Consider the following 18,158-nt stretch of genomic DNA (forward strand, 5'->3'; position numbering starts at 1 on the left):
TCACGGAACACGCTCACACCGGTCTCGCCGAGGCGGACCTTGGAGCCTTCTTCGATTGCCCCGTGGAGCAGGCTAGCGGCGGAGACCGACAGGTTCGGTTCTCTTGTCGGGCGCTGACTAATCGCCACATGCCTGTGTGTTCGGATTGGCAACGGGAACACCCCCGAGGGGCTGACAGGAGGTGAAAAGTGATGTCGAAATCCAGTAGCAAGAGCGACAGCAGCAAGATGGCGCAGGACCGCGCGGCGCGAATCCAGTCCGCGGCCGACCGCAATCCAGGCAGTGACAGCGCTAAATCTGGGTTCGCGTCACGGGCACAGTCGAGCGCGGACAAAGCCGCTCACGAGGCGAGTACCAAGGGGTCTGACCACCGGTAAACGATCGGTGCAGCAGCCTGCGCAATTCATCTCACTACGGTCGTCACAGCCCGATGTCGGTGTCGGGCTGGTGCGGGGGCGCATAGTCGGTGAACTCGACCGTGCTGTCCTTCTGAGTAGCGGATTGCTGTCGCTGTTGTTCGTGTGTCCGCTGGGCCGTAGTGAGTGCGGTGCGTCGCTGTTGTTCGGTGCGGAGTCGGTCGAGTTGGTGTTGGTAGTCGGTGATCTGGTCTTGCTGGTCAGTGGCGGAGTTGTTGGCTGTGGTGGGTTGGTGGTAGGTGCGTTGTGGCGGTGGGGTGGCCAGGATTTGGTCCCATTGGTCGGCGGGGCCGGCGTGGAGGGTGGCTTCGCGTCGGGCGTCGCGGGCGGTGGTGCGGGCCGATTCTCGTGTGCGGGTGGCGTTTTGCTGCTGGGCCAGCAGTGCATCGACGCGGGCCTGGATGTCGTGTCGTGCGCTGCGACGGTAACTAGGTGTGGCGTCCAGACGTGCGCGGGCAGTCTCGATTTCGGTGGTGAGTGCGTGCAGGTCGCGGACGGCTTGCCCGAGAGTGTTCTCGGTGGTGCGGGCGGTGCGGATCGCTTTCTGGGCAGTGTGGTGGCGGCGAAGGGCATCGTCGTAGTCGGTGTCAACACTGGGGGTTTCGGGGGCGGGGCCGTAGAGGGTGACGTCGTCGTCGATGAGGGTGATGTGTAGTTCGAGGTCGTCGATGTGTTGCTGGAGTTGGGTGTCGGTGTATGTGGTCAGCGGGTTTTGTTCGTTCGGGTCGGTCGGACTGTCGAGTTGAGTGGGTTCGGAGGGTAGGTGGTTTTCGGCCCAGGTGCTGATGGCGAGGCGTTCGGCGAGGGTGCGGGCGGCGTGCCAGTCGCGGCGTAGCAGGCCACGGATCGTCTCGGGTGGATGGGTGGCGGCGATGTGGTCGCAGCGGGCGCGAATACGGTCGGCGGGATTGTGGTCGGGGATGGGGAGGCGGTTGTCGTCGCGGCATTCTCCGCATAGACCGTCGTCGCTGCGCCGGGGTGGTATCGGGCGGGCTTCGTTGATGGCGCGGCCGATCCCGCACGCTACACACGGCAGGTCGCGGGTGTTGCGGACGGTGATGCGGTCGTGGTCGGGGTCGTCTTCGCCGTATTCGGGTCCGTTCATGATGCGGTCGCGGTGGTGGTTCGCGACGTAATAGGGGTGGTCGACCCCGCGGGGGATCGGCCAGTATTTTGGATCGTCGTCGACGTCGCCGCGGGTGTCGGCGTAGTCCTGGTGTTGTTGCGCGGCAGCGATTTCAGAGTCAGTGGCGAGCGGGCGTGTGCGGGCGGGGTCGAATTGATCGGGATGGTCTTGTGCGGGAACGGCGCCCTGATCACGCGGTGGCCGTTGCGTGGGGTGCCTAGGGGTGGGTTGGTAGGCGTGCGGGTCGCTGTCGGGGGTGCAGGCGGTGATGAGGTCGCGGTGTTCGGGGTATTGCTCGGCGGCCCACCGTAATCGCGCGACAGCATTGACGAAGGGATAGCGGTAGAGCGTGGTGCCGACGCGTTCGAGGATGAAGCGCTGCTCATCGGTGAGCCTTTGGCCGAACTGGTGAAAGGCGCGCCTGGCCGCGGCGATATCGCCGGATCTGAACAACGCTGCGACCGTTGCGAGGCCGTCGGGAGGCATGGTTCGGGAGTCGTCGTCGGCGTTGGCGCGCTGGCTTGGTGGTCGTGGTGCTGGCGTTGCGGTGATGTCGTCGCGGGGCGTATCGGGCTGTTGGGGTTCGGGCGGAATGTCGTGTGGGTGCATGGTGATGTCTGGATCGGGTTCGGTGGGGGTTAATCGGTGTTGGGTGGGTTTGCGAAGGAGTGCATCTATGCGCCATGCCAACGCGCTCACGAGTTGGTCGGGACGCAGGCTGGTGGCGCCGTCGGGTTGGGCACCGAGGATGAGTTCGTGTGCGGAGGTGAGGAGTTCGTAGGGTGTCCAGTCGCTGCCGGTGGTGCGGTCGATCGCGGCGACCAGCCGCGGCCAGGCGGGGTCGGCCACGATGCGTTCGGCGATCGAGTCGCCGAGCACGGTGTTCAGGTCGGCGATCCAGTCCGGGTGCAGGGTGTTGGTGTGCGTGTCGAGGGCTGAGGGTTCGAGTTCCAGGCGCGACCACAGTGCGGCAGCGGGCATCTCATCGGGCAACGGCCGAGCGTGTGCGGCGGTGGTTAGGCGAGTTTGGATGTCGATTCCGGCGCGGTGCGCGGTCTCGATCTTGTCGGCGAGGACCGGCCACCACGGGTCGGTCGTGACACGGACCGCGATGTTCTCAACGATGGGTGCCCAGGTATTGGCCGGGCGGTGCGGGTCGCCGAGGGTGTCGGTGACGCGAAGGTCGAGCAGTTGCTGGTGGTCTCGTTCGAGCACAACGCGGCGTCGCGGTCCGGTTGGACGCAGGTCGCGATCATCGATATGCAGCGAGGCGCGCCACACCGCGAGATCTTCAACCAGCTTCGAGTTCGCGCCGATGAGCGGTCGCGCCCACCGCGGCGCCGACGCGGGAGTCCATGTCCGGGCGTCGGTGCGGATCTGGGCGGCGAGATCGGCGACGATACGTGCGCGGGCAGCGAGCTGTGTGGAGTCGGGTTCGGTGTCGATTCCAGCAGGGATTCCGGCGGCCCAGGGAAGTGGTCCGTGGCTGGTGGAGTGGGCGCCGGTCGGGTCCAGGCGCCAGTCCAGCACGGCGGCAACATCGTCGGCGGTGTCGAGTTCGCGGGCGTTCTTCGCGGTGCGTAACGCCTCAATCGGGTCGCGACCCGACAGGGCGATCATCGCCAGATGCTGGCGCAGAACCGGGTAGGCGGGGTAGTCGGTGAGATGCGCAACGACCGCCTCGGCGTCGGCGTCGAGACGATCCAGACCCTCGGGACCGAGCGCGTTTTCGGCGGCGACACCGATCGAGTCGAGATAGGTATCGAGCGCGCGACCGATGCGCCGGTACGGGTCGAGCGCGTCACGCAGCATCGTGTGCGCCGACTTCTGAGCCCCATCACGCCCGAAAACGCGCAACAGAATCTCCACGGCGGTGCGCGGATAGACCGCCGATTCGGACCAGAACGAGGCTTCCGAACCGTCCAACGCGGTCGGCACATAGACGTGGTTGGCGTAGATGCCGCGGGTGAGTGCGACGTAGAGCTGTTGCAGGGATTCGTGTCCGGTGAGTGCGACGTGGCAGGTTTCGGCGGTGATTCCTTGCGCGGAATCGATCGTCGTCGCATACCCCAGGCGCACATGTTCGGCGACGTAGTCGGCGGGCAGCCGCACTCTATGACCGCGTTTCCCACCGGGTCGTTGATGGGTGGCGGTGAGACTGCCGTCGTCATGGACCGCGGTGACGGTCCAGGCGTAGCCGTTACGCACCCAGTCATCGGCACCCAATCGCAGCCGAGGATTGTTGCGTCGGGTGCGGATCGAGTCACCGACCGAGACCTCCAGATCGTCGACCAGAACGCAGGTCTCTCCCACGGATCCGCCTGCGCGGGCGAGGCGGTCGGCGCGGGCGCGGGCGTTGAGTTCGGTGACGACGGTGTGGTTGGCGGCGAGCATGATGGTGTCGCGGCCAGCGAGATAGTCGGCGGTCCAGGCGGTAAAGGCGTCGTCGTGAGTGGCGCCTTCGTGTCCGCCGTGGATGCGGCCGTTGTCCAGATACCAGCCCAACGCGGCCGGATCACCCTCGCGCAGCTGCAGACTCGCGGTTGCTTCACCGGTGGAGTCGAAGCGCACCACATGAGTCAGGGTGAGGGCGGGCTCGGGGGCCGCGGCATCCATGTCGGCATCAGCGCCGCCGGCTTCGATCGCCGCGAGCTGGCGTGGGTCGCCGATACAGCGGATCGTCGCGCCGCGATCGGACAGGAAACGCAGCAGGCGAAGGCGTTTGAGGTTGCCGAGTTTGACGTGCTCGTCGACGATCACCAACGTGTCGGGGTCGATATCGAGAACCCATTGCGGCAACGACGGCGCATACTCACGGTCGAGAAACGGGTTGTTCGGCCCGGGAGTGTGCCGGTTGAGGACATCGAGGATCTTGTCGACGGTCTCCACCCGCTTGTGGATCGACTCACCGAGCACTGCGGCTGCGGCCGCGGTCGGGGCCAGGCCGAGTACTTGACCACCACTGGCCGCCCACGCATCGGCGAGCACCGACATCGCGGTGGTCTTGCCCGAACCGGCGGGCGCGTTGGTGGTGCGGACCCTTAAATCGGACTGGGTGAAGCCCTCGATCACACTGATCTGCCCGGCATTCAGCGGCCGATCAGGGCTTGTTGTGTTGTAGCTGGAGATCGCGGCAGCAACGATATCCGGCGCGACGTGCCGTCCACCGGTCTGCACGGAGAGGTCGATCAGTTGCTGTTCGACCGAGAGTGTGCGGGCCGAGGTGTAGAGCTGTTGGTTGGCCGAGGTGTAGACGCTGGTGCCGTCGCGGCGCCGGAGCAGGACTGGGACAGAACGGAGTTCGGGTTCCTCGGCGAGATCGGGATCGTGTTGGGCGACCGTGTTGATGGGGGAGATGGTCTCGGCGAGCACGGCCTCGGCGACGCGTTCCCAGTCCTCGCCGGCCACTTTTCCGCGCAGTTGGCGTTCGATTTCGGCGCGCAGGTTGGTTGCCCGCCAGGTGGCGCGCTGCTCGGCCACGACGTCGATGACGCGCTCGGCGGTGCGGGTGATCCATTGCCCGGTGATCTGCGGGCGCGGCGTGCGGATCGGATTCAACGCCACGCTCACCATGTGCGACAACGCTTCTCGACTCCCGAGCAGCCCCACGGCCTCCGCGCGCCAGGTGCTGCGCTGCTGTGCCAAGGACCGCAGCAGGTGCTTGGCGGGGCGGGTGTCCAGGGTGGCGCGCTCAGCGAGATCGAACATTTCCCCCGGTGTCGGTTCACGCCCGAGCCAGGCTTGGAACTGCGCGGCAAGCTCGCCGAGGCGAGTGGTGATCGCGGTATCACGCCGCGACCACGCGGTGATCAGTCCTGCTGGGATGCCGACGATTTCCCGAATCGCTCGCTTGGAGGGGTCTTGTCCGGGACGTTCAGTGAACTCCACGCCAACCAGCCGTTGGAGGTGATGCTCGATGCGGGTGTTGTAAATCTCCGATACCGTTACCAACGCTGCATAGATCGCGGCTCCGTCGAGGGTGCGCCACTTTCCATCCAGCGTGCGCACCCTGTTCGCCATCAGCACATGAGTGTGCAGGTCCGGATCCCCGGCGCGGCTGTCACGATGAGTGAAAACCGCCGCGACGATCCCCTCTACGTCGACCTGGCGAATCCCGTTTCGGCCCAATCGCGTGAAGATCCCGTGGCGCTCGAGCCATCGCAACCCGTCCTCTACGGCGGCGCGGTGGGCGGCCTCGATCTTCTCCGACACCGCCCGCGGTGCCACTGCCCACAGCACCGACACCGACTTCACCGGCGAGAACGTGATGTCGAAACCCGCGATCGCGGTGGAGTTCGGACGCGAGTTCTTCGCCACCCACCCCGACAACTCCCGCGCATCAACCGGCGGCCGGTCGTAGGTCTCGGTGAACATATCGAACGCGACATGGGTACGAATCCGCGACCGATCCGCATCAGGAATAGCGTCGTCCGGGTGCAATCCGTTCGAGATTTTGTGTTGCTCGAACGCCTTCGCGCACCGTTTCCGGAACTCGGAAACCTCGGTATAGACCCGATATGGATTACCTAAACGTGACGCTTTATCGGCGGCTCGGCCCGCGTCTTTGTGTTTCGCGCCGAGCCGGATCTGCTCGTCGTAGACGCGTTCTTCGATCACCGCCGCGTCGGGATGGCGACCCAACCCGAACAGCGCGTCCATCTGCGCTTCAGTGACCTCGTCGTCAGCGGCGAGGCCGAGCGCGGCCAAACCCGAGCCGTGCCAGCGCCCCGGAGCTTCCCCATGCGCGGAGTAATAGTCAGCGAGATCGGAACGGCCACGAGAAGAGACATCGTTCGCGGCGACATTGCGCAGATAATATTGATACCCATTGCCTGCCACGACTTTATGGATCGTCGCGGTCATACAATCAGGAAGCGCCGCTTCCGTATGTAAATCAAGGAGTCGGACTTACCGAAATAGTGTCAAATGAAGTATATACCCTGGTAGTTATTGAATCGTTATCCTAGATGCAAGAGGTCTGCTTGTGGAAAAAGGATGCAGAGGGAGGTGAGGGTGGAAGAGGAGAGAGATGGATGGGTGAGGTGCTGGGAGTAGAAGCGTGTGGAGGTGCAGAGGTGGGAGGTGAGCGCGTGAGGTGATGAGTGGGTGATCGGTCGTGACATGAGGTGCTCGCTTCGGCAGGGGAGAGGGTCGTGGCCGGTCCGCCGCAGGCGTGGTCACTGCGGCGGACCGGGAACTGGATGCCCAGCGCGGCGCGGGCGGGGCGATGCGATCAGGCGGCGATGCGGTAGTGGTTGCGGCAGGTCTCGCACAGGTCGTGGGTGTCGACGAGGCGATCGTGGGCGTAGCAGGAACGACAGCGTGCCCGCCGCAGTGCCACCGGCGTCAAGGTGGTCACAGGTGCTGACGGTCGGGCCGCGGACTGCTGGTGGTCGAGGAAGGCCAGAACCAGTCCACGTATCGCGCCGGTGGATCGCTCGCGCAGTGAGTCGAGCAGTGTGGGCGCGACGGCGGGGTAGTGGTCGGTGAGGTACTGGCAGTAGGCGGCGACCTCCTCGGCCAGACTGAAACCGGCCGGGAGTGCGGCGATTCCGGGTCGGCCGAGCTCGTAGCAATGCTGGCAGAGCCCGTTGTCGCTGACGCGCTGCCCGGTGGCGTCGGTGCGGAAGTGATCGGAGCAGGCGCGTTCACCGAAGCAGTAGACACACACCCAGCCCTGCACGGGAGGCACTGTGGTGCGGTCGTAGTCCAGGCCGTTGCCGTTGGCGAGGAAGGCGGGTCGGTCGTCGTCTCGGACGTCGATGCCGGTGCGTGTGCAGGCGATCGAGACGGGGTCGAAGCTGTCGCGGGTGCGCAACCCTGCGCGGTCGCGTTCGGCGAGGATCTGCTCGGCGACCTGGCGGACATAGTTGCGATCCCACGCCGAGGGCGCGAGGGCCGGTGCGGCGTCGAGGAGGAACCGGGTGCGGATGTAGTCGGTGACGACACGCGGTTCACGTACCGGGCGACGCTTGGCTTTGAGCGCGGCGATGTGCTCGGGCTTTTCCCAGGCGATCTCGGCGGCGATCTCGGTGGCAACCGAGGGCGAGGCGAATCGGATGCGGTTGGGGTCGCGGGCGACCATGCGTCGGACCTTCCAGTTGACAGCGGTGATGGGGACGGTGGTGATCCAGCGCGGCTGGTCCTCAACGGGGCGATACAGGCCGGGATCGGTGCGGGTGACGAACATGTTGAGCCACGCCTTCAACTCGGTGTCCGAGCGCCGATACAGCGACCGCAGCCGAGCCTTCGCGACCACGTAGGGCTCCTTGGCGAAGGTGTCGGCCAGTGTGGTGAGGCGTTGAAGGTCTTCGGCGGAGGCCAGGGTGGTGAGCGCGCGCTCGAACTCCTCGCGGGCCTGCGCATGGCGACCGGCTTGGAGTTGCCAGTCGATGTGGGTGAGCGCGTCGGCAAAGGAACGTGATTCGGTGCTGGTCATCGAATTTCCCTTCATACGAGCGGACAGGAACCAGCCCCGTGTGACCGTGACGATCCACGGGGGATGGTCGGCTGGCCGGGCGGCCAGCCTGAGGGCGCTGTCGACCAGGGCGGCGGTCGGCGCGGTAGGGAACGCGCCTGGGCGTGCAGCACCGAATTTCCGTGCGCGACCGGAGGGCTCGTCGGGGACGGGAAGGGGAAATTCGGTGCTGCCGGGCGCGGGCCCTGCCGTGTCGGCCGTCGTTCTGGTAGCCCTCGTTCGGGCTGGACGACCGGACAGACGGGCATCCCTGCCCACTCGAAGACCCCCGTTGTGTGCACCGGGCGCAGCCGGGGTGCACACACCGGGGACAGGGTCAGAAGCCGGGCTCATCTCCGGCGCTGGCACCGGCGAAGGCAGGGTCGCGGGAAGCCATTGCCGCCCACGGATCGTCGCCCCCCGCACGGGCTGTCGTGCTCGGTGTCTCGCCCCAACTCGAACGCGGGCTGACCTTGGTGACCTTGGCGGTGGCATACCTCAGCGACGGACCGACCTCGTCGACCTCGAGCTCTACGACGGTGCGCTTCTCGCCCTCGCGAGTTTCGAAGCTGCGTTGCTTGAGCCGACCCGAGACGATCACTCTCGCTCCTCGAGTCAGCGACGCGTCGACGTGTTCGGCTTGGTCGCGCCAGACGTTGCAGCGCATGAACAACGCTTCGCCGTCTTTCCACTCGTTGGCATTGCGATCGAAGTAACGCGGCGTCGAGGCGACCGTGAAATTGACGACAGCCGCCCCTGAGGGTGTGATGACCAGCGCCGGGTCGTGAGTGATATTCCCGATGACAGTGATGACGGTGTCTCCGGCCATGACTGATTACTCCCTACTTGTCGAGGACAGGATTCGAGACGACGCCGCATGGGCATCGAATTGGTTGGCGTGATGCCGGTCTGGCGCTGAGCCATCGGCGGCGAGATGCGCGGGTCGCGGTGTGGGTGTCAGAGTTTGACGCCGAGCTCGGCGGCGGTGCGCTGTCCGAGCTGAGCGAGGCGACGCAGCATGTGTGGGCGTATACCGCTGTCGAGGGCAACGCCGATGGCTTTGGCCGTGTGCTGGTCGGTTCCGCCGGAGAATGCGGTGCGGATCGCGAGTGCCGCGAGCGTGCCGTTGCCTGCCAGAAACGCTGTCGCGCTGAACATCCCGGCGACCTGGCTGCGATCAGGGTCAGGCAGGACCCGGGTCAGCCTCGCCCACAACGTCTGGGCGGTGGCGGCTTGGCGCTGATCGCGACCCCGTACATACAGTCACGCACCAGCCGATCACGCAGCGCCACCGCGACCTCGGCCAACTCGGCCGGGGTGGGTTCGTGCCCGGCGCCGAGGGCATCGATACACGCGAGCACCACCAGCAGCCGGTGACGACTCGTTGCGGTGGAGGGTGCGTCGGGGCTCTCGGTGATCGCGGCCAGCGCTCTGCTGAGAAGAATCGCGAAGACAGGATCAGGGTCGAGGATCACGAGAGCCTCGGCTTGTTGGCGCGCGAGCAGATCACGCGTGATCGTGTCCAGGGCCGGGTCGGACAGGACGCCGCAAGAGTTCTGGCCGATCAGCGACGACCAGAGTTGTCCGGGATCGAGCGCGGCGATGTGCCAGGCGTGGGTGAGCTCACTACCGGAGGCGGTGAGGAGTTCGGTGAGCAGACTCGTCAGCGGGCGATAGGCGCGTGCCGTCCCGTCGTGACCGAGCTGGCGGTCATCGATGACCACGGCCCCGATGGAGCCGGGGCGGTGGTCGGTAAGGATCCGCGCGAGACGGGTCTGAACCGCTTCGAGGGCGAATCCAACACCGCCGGGGCGGTACGGGTCGAGCACGAATAGCTCATCGATGCGCCCGATGCCGGGCGCGATGCTGCGTAGCGCGATGAGCACCAAGGCGCGCGACGGAATCGGTCGGCGGTAGATCGCCGGGAGCGCCGCGATCACCTCACCGGGATCGTCGAACACGACTGCGGCCATCACGAACCTCCTCAGAGTCGATGCGGGTCGGCTGCCGGTGGCAGGAAGTTGATGGTGGTGGTGTGCTGCTCGAGGTTGACGGTGATCAGCGGGATGCCGGTGCAGCGCCGTCCGAGGGCGGACACGGTGCCGCCGCGGGTAATCCGGGGGTCGCGCACCGCGACAATGGCGTCGGCGTCGGTGAGCAACAGCTGGTTACGGGTATCGAAGAACCCGACATCGGGGTAGGGGCCGACCAGGACCAGACGCTGCGCGCTCTCACACAGCCACTCATGCACGGCCTGCTGCTCGGCGCTCCAACGCGTGGGCTGCTGCGGGAAGGGCTGATAACCCCACAGCGTCAGACCGGCAGCGAGGGCAGACTCCGCCCACCAGGTGTCGGAACCGGTCGCGAGACCACTCGAGGCGATCTCGGTGTCGTGCTCGTCGCGGAGTTTGACCGCGATCCGGTCGAGCTCGGCGCGGACCCAGTCACGACTGGCGGGGCGGATGAGATGTTCACGGTGCCCGGTCAGCGCAACCCGCGGCCACCGATCATCCGGGTCACCACGCAGCTCGCGCCGGAGGCCCATCAGGGTGCGGCCCAGCATGTTCATTCCGGCCGGGACGTGCAGATCGGTGTGCAGGCAACGACCCCAGTACTGCTCACCGTCGTCGTTGGTATCGATCAGCAACGCGTCCCCGGTAGCGAGCAACTGCTCACCCAGCTCCGGGTTGAAGGTGAATTTGCTCAGGAGGACCTCGGCCATCGCTGTGTCTCGCACGCTGGCCCAGTCGTCACGCATGCGCCCCTGCCGTGCGAGGTTCTGCGCGTCACGGCCTGTTCGCGCGGACTGCACGACCGATGCCCACCCCGGGGCGTCCGACTGCGCCGCGGCGAAGGCATGTGCGGCGGTTTCGAACCTCCGCCCGCGGTACTCGACCGGGTACTCGCTGTAATTCGACAGGAAGTCGTCGGCGTCGCGGAATTGGTCGATCACCGACGTGGCGGGTGCGGTGTACATGCGTGGTTCCTCTCATCGTGGTGTGTGGTTCTGCGTCCGCGGCGGGATCGGTCACACGTCGAACACGCTCAGTACGAAAAGACCTGTGCCAAAACCGGTTTCACCGCAGCGGAGTAACCGCCGACAACCGCTGCCGCGCCCGAGCCACGTAGGACTCGAAGACACGGAGGCGGCGAGTGCGATGTGAGGACGAACCGAGTCAGCGGTAAGAGTTGGGATTCGACGGTTCGAAGGAGATGTCGAACTGCCCCGGCCCGACGGTGAAGATCATCCAGCCGTCGAGCTCGGCGTATTTACGGATCAGATCGCTGAGCCGGTCTCCGTCGCCGACGTCCTGGGTGAGGTCGATGTATTCGGTGAAGTCGTCACCGCCGACCGGGGTATAGCCGATCTCCGGGCCGGTACCGGGACCCCAGTTTGGGCGTAGGCGACCTGTGCCATCCCCTCGGGCTGGGTGGGGTCGGCGAGCAGGCGGGGCCGCCCGTTGCTGAGCAGGTAGGTGCCGTCGTCTTTGACCCAGATCAGCGACGGTACTGCGGGCGAATCATCGTTCGGGTCGGGATATTTGGTGTGCTCGGATGCCGACATCGCGTGTTCGACGATGGGGGCGACCTCGCTCAGCCGAAACCACAGCTCAATCAAGCCCATGGGACTAGCTCCTCTCGGTAGGACGGAGGTCGGTTGGCTGCCAAGCCGACCGCGGGGCGCGCCGCGCGGGATGGACCGGGCGGCAGTGGGATTCGGCCAGGTGGCCGGATCGGCCGGTACTCGGATGGTCAGCGCGTTGGAGCGCGACAGGTGGTGTTGGTGTGGACGTGCCAGGCTCGGTGGGTGTTGGCGGCGAAGTCGTGCGGGACTTTGTCGTGGGCTGGCAGGGCGTCGAACTGCTGATGGAAGAACGCGACGACAGCTGCCGAGAAGGGTTGGCAGTCCTGCATTTCCTGGCAGGTGAGCTCGAACAACTCGCTGCGGTGACCAGGCATCCGGTCCTGGCGTTGCCCGACGCAGTAGGCGCACCGCGCGGAGGCACCCCGCAACGGTTCGGGCCCGCTCACCGCTGACCGCGGCGCGGGTGCTCAGATCTAGCCACCTGTGAGCGTCCCGCGGTGGGCACCGTGCGGTGCGTCATCGAGGAGGGCTGCCCACGCGATGAGGCGGCCGGAGAACCAGGCGGCGAACCTGCGGCGCGGAGTTGTCGACGGTGCGCGCAGGACGACGGGAACGGGTGGGCGGTCGTCGAGGTCGACGCGATAGCGGGCACCGTTGCTGTCGTAGACGTCGAACACCGTCGCGATCGAATCGGGATCGCGGTGCATGTCGAGCGCCTCGCGTGCCGCGCCTAGTGGGGTGTCGGCGGTGAGCTGATCGATGTGCCAGGTGACGCTGTAGTCGGGCATGGTGGGGTCCTCCCCTGGCGGGTTCAGTGGTGCAGGTGACGGGGATGCTGAGCGCCGTAACGGAATCCGTTGCTGATCGCCCGGTTGAGCTCGGCGGCGGTGAATCCGTCGACGCCGATGTGCGCGGCCGCGGCGGCGGTGAGCATGGTGCGGGTGTGGTGTTCATCGAGTTCGCCGCTGGCCACGAGACGACCGAGAGTTAATGCGGCCCGGAACACGGTGATGTTGCGGGTGTTCGGTTGGGGATGGGTGACGCGGTCGAGGACGGCGGCGAGATAGGCATCGAGATGCTCGGGCCGTCGCGCCGACTGGTGCTGGGGTGGTGGGGGTGGCGGACGCAGCAGGGTGATGAGTGCCTCGGGCAGGTCGGTGACGGGCCGGTCGTCGATAACTTGGTAGGCACCGTCGCAGGTGATAGATCCCGGGGCGACGACATAGCCGCCGAGTCCTCGGGAGTCGATGCCTTGACCGATGCGTCCGACCGTGCACGACAACTCGGGCTGGTTCGGTGCCGTGTAGTACAGATGCCAGCCGTGCGGTGAAGCGGCGGTGAAGGTGCTCGGTGCGGGCTCGGGCAGGTGGTTCGACAGTGCCGCGAGGGCATCATCGAGACAGGTGACGGGTAGCCGTAGGTGTGTGGCGTCGAGATCGATCACGTGGAGTCGGCTTACGCCGGTTGCGATCGCGACGTTGAACCGTGCGTTCCACGACCACCACCGGCGGATGCGCTGGGGATCGGTGCTGGCGTGCCGGTGCCAGTTCTTCAAGATCGGGGGCTTCTTGCGGCCGGGGCTGAGCGGGAACACCGACCACCCTCGTTCGGCGGCGGCGAGGGCCGCCGACAGCAGTGACTCCACCACGGTGGGGTCGGCCTGTGGTGTCGTGAGGGTCATCAGCGACCTCTACCAGCGGGGCCGAGGTCGCGTGCGGTGCGTACGATCCACTCGGCGGTGTCGTGAAGACGATTGACCAGCGATTGGCACGCCGCGACGGTATGCTCGTCCGGGGCAGAATCGAGCGGGGGCGCGAAGTCCTTAGCGCCGGCACGCAAAACCGGCGTCCAGCCCAGTCGCATCTGGTCGAACAGATCGACCCGGTAGCGCGATCGCGACGGGCAGATGGTGTCGATGTTCACGACGATGTCGGCGAAATGGTCATCGACCAGACACAACGCCCGCGCGCGATAACCGCGGGTTGTCTCGGTGACGCCGTCGATGACCGGGTGGTCGGTGATGTTCATCAGCTCTCCTGTCTCCGACGAGACGACCTGCGGGCCGCCACGTCCGTAGACGGCGGCGGCCCGCATGCTGACCGTGAACCCGTGGGCGGCAACAACCTTGGCGCAGCCGCCCTCGTACTGGGTGTCGGCTAGGCGGCCTGCGCGAGATCGGCGGCCTCGTTCGGATCGGCGGCCTGGCCCAGGTCGACGGTCTGGACGGGGTTGTCGAGGTCGATGGTTTCGGGGTCGAGCGTGCCTGCGGCGGCGAGCTCGACCGGGACCAGCTGGTGGCCGATCTCGGCGAGGAAGCTCATGTAGTGCTTGACGCCTTTGTCGGAGAATCGCCAGCAGTCGCGGCCGGTGCGCTTCTCATAGGCTCCGAGCACCAGCGCCAACACGATCACCAGGCAGCGCGGCGGTTTCGCCGACTCGATCGCCTCGATCAGCTCGTGACGGCGCCAGCTACCACCCTCGAGTCCCAGCAACTTGAACGCGTTCTCCAATGCGTAGGACTCCGCCAGCAGAGTGGAGTTGGTCGCCAGCGCTTCGGCGATGAACTTCCACGCGTTGGGCGGTGCGGTCTTGCGCTTGAGATACAGGACCAGGAACTCGATGCGCGTCTCCTTGGCGGCCTCGCCCTGTTTGTTGAGTACGCGCACGCGCCGTCTGGCTTGCCGCTCGGCCTCACGGTCCTCGACCGCTTTGGCCGTGGCTGCGGCGCGAATCTGCGCATTCTGCTCGTCGGAGCCGGTGGTATCGGCTTCGATGCCGTCGGATCCATCGACGTCGGCAGGATCGTCGGAATCCTCACGGCCGCGCCGCCATCCGCGGGCGTCGAGTTGCTCAGCGGGCAACCAGAATTCGACGAGCCAGCGATCACGGCGTTCGACCTCATCGGCGTGCCGCAGCCCTTCCCGCGGTGTGCGGTCGGTGCTGCCGGCGGTCTGCCAGTCCACTGAGGCGGAGTCGACCACGGCCCCGGTGTCACGTTCGACGACGTCTTGGTGCTCATCGAGTTCGATCCACACCAGCCACCCTTCGGGGTCGGCCTGGATGTGCTCGAGGCCGATGGCCGTGCCGTCGCCATCGATGATGTCGGTCACGGGCACGAGTTCTGGCCCGGCGGCGACCTCGGGATGATCACCGGTGAGCACACCGCAGCCGATCTCGGCATACGGGAGCGCGGCGGCGAGGAAGGTTCGCTGCTCCTCGCGGTCGGCGGCGATGCGTTTGGCGGTGTAGTGGAAGTGCCCGCGATGCACGTTGAGCAGTTCCTGCACCGCGTCGGTGTCGCCGAGGGTTTCGTACTCGGCCAGGATCGCGGCCTGCTCGAAATCGAGCTGCTTGCTGTCGATGAGACCCCGCGCGGTGCGGGAGGCACCGATCTTGCCTGCGAGTTTGACGTCGGCGCGTTTCTTCTGGAGCGCTTTCCCGATCCGGGTCGGGGAGGCACCCAGTTCGAGCGCCAACGCGATCCCTCCGGCGATGTCCCCTTCGGTGAGTGGGACGTAGGTGTTGGTGGTGATCTGGTCGAAGACCCGCAGGATCTCGGCTTCCTTGGCGTCGACGGTGGGGTCGAACTCGGTGATCCGCACCGGCACCGATTCCTGTTCGAACGCCAGCGCCGTCAATGTGCGGACGTGGCCGTTGCGCACCACCAGTCGGCCATCCGGCATCCGGATCGCCCAGATCGGTTCCTTCACACCGTGTTCACGGATCGACTCGGTGTAGTCGGGGTGATCCTCGAGATGGAAGTTCTCGCGCACGTTGGCGGCGATCACCAGTTCAGCCGGATGCTTGTCCTCGAGAACTCCGGCCTTACTGGGGATCGGCGCGCCTGCGTTATCGGCCTCGGTGGGGGCGTCGGCCGTGGGCGCGGTGGCGTCGAGGTCGGTCAGGTTCTCCAGCTGGGCGACTACGGTCGGTTCGGCGGTGTCGGTGGGCATCGAAACGGGCTCCTCTCGTGAAACAGGCAGGCCCCGGTCAGCTTTGGGCTGTCCGGGGCCTGCCTGGCCGGGATATGAGTGGGTCATGCACGGCATCAACCGCTGGGGAAGGGCGCGGATGGCGAACGGGTGATTAGGGCGAAGACTTGGGGCGCGGGGCGACGTTGATCGGGTGCAGATGGCGCACGCCATTGGCGTCGGGGTCGGTGTAGGTCCAGTGCTTGCCGTGCCAGTCCGGATCCTGGGCGCGCCACCGCGTCATCGTGTCCTCGCCCAGCACGGTGGTCGGGCCCGCGGCCCCGAGGTGCTCGGCGAGTTCGAACTCGTCGCGGGTGATGGTCTCAGTCATGACAAACCTCCTGTATCGGTGGGCGGTGGAGCGCAAAGGGATTCGGACGCATCGACGAGTGATGACCAGTCGTCTAGGCGGGAACACTGCGAGGGCAGCGCCGGGGAGCCGACCCGTCGCGCGAGGCGAGGCCGGCCAATCGCGGTCGGCGTTCAGCGATGTGACAGTCGCGGGCGTTGACTCAGCATCAAAGCGTCAGCGATGTCCTGCTCGTTGGGGGTGACCCCGGCACGCAGGTCACACAACGTCCAAGCCAGACGAACAACACGGTCCGCGCCTCGTGCCGAAAGACGCCCGGTGCGCAGCGCGGTCTCGATGGGGGCGAGGGTGGGCTGTGGAAGCCGGAACTGGTGGCGCAGAACATCTGTGGGCACATCGGCGTTGATGAGACAGCCGTGGTCTTGCCACCGCTGTGTGGCAGCGGCGCGGGCCGCGATGACCCGCGCGCGCACGACCGCGCTGGTCTCACCGGTCGCGATATCGAGCTGGGACACGGTGGGGGACAGATCAACCCAGATGTCGAGGCGGTCGGTCCAGGGCTCGGCGAGGCGACTGCGGTGGCGGAGGCGAGCTTGCGGGGAGCAGACACACTCGCCGTTGCTGACCGCGGAACACGGGCACAGACCGGCGGCGACGATGAGCTGGAACCGCGCCGGATAACTGGCGATCATCCCCGACCGTCCGATACGGACCTGGCCGTCATCGAGGGTCACCCGCAGCGCTTCGCGTACCCGCGAGCTCAGGTCGGTGAACTCGTCGAGAAACAACACGCCGTGATGGGCGCGGGAGACCGCTCCCGGTAAGGCAGCGCGTGATCCGCCACCGAGCATCGCTGTCGCCGAGGTGGAGTGGTGGGGTGCGACGTAGGGCGGCATCCGCGACACGCTGTGCTGGCCCGGACCGCCGCTGGCCGAGGCGATGGCGGCGACCTCGAGTGCCTGGTTGTCGGTCAAGGGCGGCAGGATCCCTGGCAGGCATTGCGCCAGCAGGGTCTTCCAACGCCGCTTCGGGTACGACGACGCTGCGATAGCCGCTGTCGCGCGCGGCGAGGACAGCGGGCAGGATCGCGCGCTCGCCGCGCAGCCGCCCGTCGAGGCACAGGTCACCGATGAACACTGTCCCGGAATCGGATTGGACGGGAATGGCTGCAGTCGCAGCCAGCACCGCTATCGCCAACGCCAGATCATGCCCGCCACCCCCACCGATCACCGGCGCCGAGGACGCGACGACGAGCCGGGCATCGGGCCACTGCTCACCGGAATTGGCGATCGCCGCGCGCACGCGATCACGCGGCTCGGCCAACAACTCATCACCGATCACCGTGACCGAGGCCAAGCCCTGACCGAGATCGGCACGCATCTCGACGACATGGCCGCTCGCACCGGACACCACGACGAAACAGGCGCCTGCGATCGTCATCAGAACACCGCCAGGTGATGGGTGATGACAGGAGTTTGATCCTCGGGCCTGTCCACGGTGACGGCGTCGAAGCGCAACTGCCACACGGGATCACGCTGCTCGGCCAGCCAGAGCAAGGCAAGACGGCAAAGACGTTGACCCGTGGCGAACGGCCAGCACTGGGGTGGTAGTGAGGCATCGGTGACGCGGATGAACACCGTGCACTTCTTGTCCTGCGCGATCACGTCCAGCACGCCATATCGGCATATCCACGAGATCGCGACGATAGTGAAGCCCTGGCGGCGCAAATACTCTGCGGCGACGTCGACGTCAGTTCCCTCGGTCGGCAGTGCCGCAGCGCCGTCGGCGGGGTGAGGGCCGTCGACGGTGGCGTTGTCCTGATCGCACTCAGAACGGCCCATGCGGAAACCTCCTGCGTCGGTGGGTGTTGGGGCACAACCGGATTCGATCCCAGAGACGCAAACCCTCAGGTGGCCGCCGGGATCGGGGCTCCTGGTGGCAGGACCAGCACGTCGGCGTGGAGGTCGTAGGCGTAGTCGGGGGTGGTCGGGGTCGATCGGGACATCGAGGGCAGTCTCGAACCACACCTCGACATCGCGGTAGCTGCGGCGCAACGCGATCACCGGTCGCGCAGTCCCGCAGCTGTCGACGACAACGGAATCGAGTGCCAGCCCGCAGGCGGACACGGTGTCGAGGGCGATGTCGTGAGTGTGGAGATACCGTGCCACGACCTCGGCGTCGCGGGCAGTCGGCGCTTGGACGACCTCAAGCCACGGTTCAGCATCCGCGTCGTGGGGGGTCCGCGACGTTGACAGTTGCCCTGCCCGGGACCACGGCGGCCAGCAATAACTG

The 18,158-nt window shown here is 66.5% G+C and carries 13 protein-coding genes and 2 pseudogenes; 1 reads left to right on the top strand and 14 read right to left on the bottom strand.

The window, feature by feature from the left end; genetic code table 11:
* Positions 1–420: 420 nt before the first annotated feature.
* The 6 genes and pseudogenes from mobF to ACFK0J_RS17230 form a co-directional block, all read right to left on the bottom strand.
* A complete protein-coding gene (gene mobF, locus ACFK0J_RS17205; RefSeq protein WP_378741416.1) occupies positions 421–6,405 on the bottom strand; it encodes a MobF family relaxase in 5,985 nt (1,994 codons plus the stop codon).
* Positions 6,406–6,775: 370 nt separating this feature from the next.
* A complete protein-coding gene (locus ACFK0J_RS17210) occupies positions 6,776–7,981 on the bottom strand; it encodes a hypothetical protein (RefSeq protein ID WP_378741418.1) in 1,206 nt (401 codons plus the stop codon).
* A gap of 355 nt (positions 7,982–8,336) precedes the next feature.
* A complete protein-coding gene (locus tag ACFK0J_RS17215) occupies positions 8,337–8,828 on the bottom strand; it encodes a single-stranded DNA-binding protein (protein ID WP_378741420.1) in 492 nt (163 codons plus the stop codon).
* Between the two features lie 128 nt (positions 8,829–8,956).
* Positions 8,957–9,972 (bottom strand): annotated as a pseudogene (locus ACFK0J_RS17220) (DUF4192 domain-containing protein).
* An 11-nt stretch (positions 9,973–9,983) separates the two neighbouring features.
* Positions 9,984–10,976, bottom strand: coding sequence for an NADAR domain-containing protein (locus ACFK0J_RS17225; protein WP_378741422.1), 993 nt, complete (start codon positions 10,974–10,976; stop codon positions 9,984–9,986).
* A gap of 300 nt (positions 10,977–11,276) precedes the next feature.
* On the bottom strand, positions 11,277–11,624 hold the full coding sequence (locus tag ACFK0J_RS17230; RefSeq protein WP_378741424.1) for a hypothetical protein: 348 nt from the start codon (positions 11,622–11,624) through the stop codon (positions 11,277–11,279).
* A gap of 161 nt (positions 11,625–11,785) precedes the next feature.
* Here ACFK0J_RS17230 and ACFK0J_RS17235 point away from each other — a divergent pair, with 161 nt between their 5' ends.
* Positions 11,786–12,037: a hypothetical protein gene (locus tag ACFK0J_RS17235; RefSeq protein ID WP_378741426.1), complete on the top strand. Its 252-nt coding sequence runs from the start codon at positions 11,786–11,788 to the stop codon at positions 12,035–12,037.
* A 21-nt stretch (positions 12,038–12,058) separates the two neighbouring features.
* On the opposite strand, the gene ACFK0J_RS17240 is transcribed toward ACFK0J_RS17235, so the two are convergent.
* From ACFK0J_RS17240 to ACFK0J_RS17275, 8 genes and pseudogenes are all read right to left on the bottom strand, one after another.
* Positions 12,059–12,373, bottom strand: coding sequence for a hypothetical protein (locus ACFK0J_RS17240; protein ID WP_378741428.1), 315 nt, complete (start codon positions 12,371–12,373; stop codon positions 12,059–12,061).
* Between the two features lie 23 nt (positions 12,374–12,396).
* Entirely contained in the window at positions 12,397–13,266 is an 870-nt protein-coding gene (locus tag ACFK0J_RS17245; RefSeq protein ID WP_378741430.1) for a bifunctional DNA primase/polymerase, read from the bottom strand.
* Positions 13,266–13,613: a hypothetical protein gene (locus tag ACFK0J_RS17250; protein ID WP_378741432.1), complete on the bottom strand. Its 348-nt coding sequence runs from the start codon at positions 13,611–13,613 to the stop codon at positions 13,266–13,268. Before ACFK0J_RS17250 ends, ACFK0J_RS17245 begins: the two co-directional genes overlap by 1 nt.
* Positions 13,614–13,741: 128 nt before the next feature.
* Positions 13,742–15,538 (bottom strand): ParB N-terminal domain-containing protein, encoded by a 1,797-nt coding sequence (locus ACFK0J_RS17255; RefSeq protein WP_378741434.1) that lies wholly within the window; start codon positions 15,536–15,538, stop codon positions 13,742–13,744.
* A 133-nt stretch (positions 15,539–15,671) separates the two neighbouring features.
* Positions 15,672–15,887 carry a hypothetical protein gene (locus ACFK0J_RS17260; RefSeq protein ID WP_378741436.1) on the bottom strand — a complete coding sequence of 72 codons (216 nt, stop codon included), beginning with the start codon at positions 15,885–15,887 and terminating at the stop codon, positions 15,672–15,674.
* A 152-nt stretch (positions 15,888–16,039) separates the two neighbouring features.
* Complete coding sequence (locus tag ACFK0J_RS17265) at positions 16,040–16,840, bottom strand: ATP-binding protein (protein ID WP_378741438.1); 801 nt, start codon at positions 16,838–16,840, stop codon at positions 16,040–16,042.
* 109 nt (positions 16,841–16,949) lie between these two features.
* Positions 16,950–17,306: pseudogene (locus ACFK0J_RS17270) on the bottom strand (magnesium chelatase domain-containing protein); the annotation flags it as partial.
* Positions 17,306–17,707 (bottom strand): YraN family protein, encoded by a 402-nt coding sequence (locus ACFK0J_RS17275; RefSeq protein ID WP_378741441.1) that lies wholly within the window; start codon positions 17,705–17,707, stop codon positions 17,306–17,308. The pseudogene ACFK0J_RS17270 and the gene ACFK0J_RS17275, both read right to left, overlap by 1 nt.
* Positions 17,708–18,158 lie beyond the last annotated feature (451 nt).

Source organism: Nocardia brasiliensis (assembly GCF_042691675.1).
GTDB classification, from domain to species: Bacteria; Actinomycetota; Actinomycetes; order Mycobacteriales; family Mycobacteriaceae; genus Nocardia; species Nocardia brasiliensis_D.

Bases quoted from the DNA above. Each gene is read 5' to 3' on its own strand.
- mobF (WP_378741416.1), bottom strand. From the start codon at position 6,405: ATGACCGCGACGATCCATAAAGTCGTGGCAGGCAATGGGTATCAATAT.
- ACFK0J_RS17210 (WP_378741418.1), bottom strand. From the start codon at position 7,981: ATGACCAGCACCGAATCACGTTCCTTTGCCGACGCGCTCACCCACATC.
- ACFK0J_RS17215 (WP_378741420.1), bottom strand. From the start codon at position 8,828: ATGGCCGGAGACACCGTCATCACTGTCATCGGGAATATCACTCACGAC.
- ACFK0J_RS17225 (WP_378741422.1), bottom strand. From the start codon at position 10,976: ATGTACACCGCACCCGCCACGTCGGTGATCGACCAATTCCGCGACGCC.
- ACFK0J_RS17230 (WP_378741424.1), bottom strand. From the start codon at position 11,624: ATGGGCTTGATTGAGCTGTGGTTTCGGCTGAGCGAGGTCGCCCCCATC.
- ACFK0J_RS17240 (WP_378741428.1), bottom strand. From the start codon at position 12,373: ATGCCCGACTACAGCGTCACCTGGCACATCGATCAGCTCACCGCCGAC.
- ACFK0J_RS17245 (WP_378741430.1), bottom strand. From the start codon at position 13,266: ATGACCCTCACGACACCACAGGCCGACCCCACCGTGGTGGAGTCACTG.
- ACFK0J_RS17250 (WP_378741432.1), bottom strand. From the start codon at position 13,613: ATGAACATCACCGACCACCCGGTCATCGACGGCGTCACCGAGACAACC.
- ACFK0J_RS17255 (WP_378741434.1), bottom strand. From the start codon at position 15,538: ATGCCCACCGACACCGCCGAACCGACCGTAGTCGCCCAGCTGGAGAAC.
- ACFK0J_RS17260 (WP_378741436.1), bottom strand. From the start codon at position 15,887: ATGACTGAGACCATCACCCGCGACGAGTTCGAACTCGCCGAGCACCTC.
- ACFK0J_RS17275 (WP_378741441.1), bottom strand. From the start codon at position 17,707: ATGGGCCGTTCTGAGTGCGATCAGGACAACGCCACCGTCGACGGCCCT.